Consider the following 1353-nt stretch of genomic DNA (forward strand, 5'->3'; position numbering starts at 1 on the left):
ATAAAACCTGCCTAAAATTGACTGCTTTACAGGTTCCGCCCTGCCAGACGTTCTTCAAAATAAATTTCAAGCTGGGAATGGATCTGTCCCCAGTCCTGCCTGTGTCCGGTCCATTTTTTCGTGATATCCATGGTTGCCAGATACAGCATTTTCAAAAGGCTGTCATCCGACGGAAATACCGCCTTGCTTTTAGTCACTTTCCGGAGCTGGCGGTTGAATCCTTCAATGGCATTTGTGGTATAAATCAGCCGTCTTACTGCCTCCGGATATTTGAAATAAGTGGACAGGGTTGCCCAATTATCATGCCAGGATTTATAGATTTTTGGGTACTTGGAATCCCATTTATCCTTGAACAGTTCCAGTTCATTTAAAGCGGTTTCTTCCGTCGGAGCTGCATATACAAGCTTCAGATCAGCCATCAGTTTTTTGATGTCTTTGTATGAAACAAACTTCGTTGAATTACGGATCTGATGGATGATACACTGCTGAATCTCTGTTTTTGGATAAACAGCCTCGATTGCCTGTGGAAATCCATTTAAACCATCAACGCATGCAATCAGGATATCCTCAACGCCTCTGTTTTTTAATCCATTCATGATAGAAAGCCAGAACTTTGCACTTTCGTTTTCTCCAACATACATTCCAAGAACATCTTTTTTCCCATTCATATCGATACCAAGGGCAATGTAAACCGCACGTTTTACAATACGTCCTTCACTGCGGACGTGATAGTGGATTGCATCCATAAATACTACAGCATACACTTCTTCCAAAGGGCGTTCCTGCCATTCTTTTACAATCGGCAGGATTTTGTCTGTGATCCGGCTGATTGTGCTGTCAGAAATATCAATATCGTATAATTCACGCATGTGGGATTCAATGTCTCCAGTTGTCATTCCCTTGGCATACATGGAAAGTATTTTTTCTTCCATGTCCTGAGTTACGGTATTCTGATATTTTTTAATCAGCTGAGGTTCATAATCACCATTACGATCCCTTGGGATTGCCACATCCATATCTCCATAACTGGTGTGCATGGTTTTGCTGGAATGTCCATTTCTACTATTGTCTGTTTCTTTGTTTCGATAGTCATACTTGGAATATCCTAATTCTTCATCCAGTTCTTCATCCAAAGCACCTTCCAAAATGACAGACATCATGTCACGCATGATGCTGTTAACATCGGTGCCATCTTTGATGCTGATATCATTATTTTTCAGATAGTCACGCATCATTTCTCTCATTGCAGCTTTTTGTGGGCTGTCTTTTCTTCTTGCCATAAAAATAACCTCCAAACTGAGTAATTTTATCTTACATCAGTTTGGAGGTTTACACAAACTTTAGGATACTCCC

1 protein-coding gene is annotated in these 1353 nt (G+C 40.7%); it reads right to left on the reverse strand.

The features are described 5' to 3' along the window. Window positions 1–26: 26 nt before the first annotated feature. Window positions 27–1244, reverse strand: a complete 1218-nt coding sequence (locus tag DW251_RS09415; protein WP_177284388.1) for an IS256 family transposase — start codon at window positions 1242–1244, stop codon at window positions 27–29. Window positions 1245–1353 lie beyond the last annotated feature (109 nt).

The organism is Clostridium sp. AM22-11AC (genome assembly GCF_003473545.1).
GTDB lineage: Bacteria > Bacillota > Clostridia > Lachnospirales > Lachnospiraceae > Enterocloster.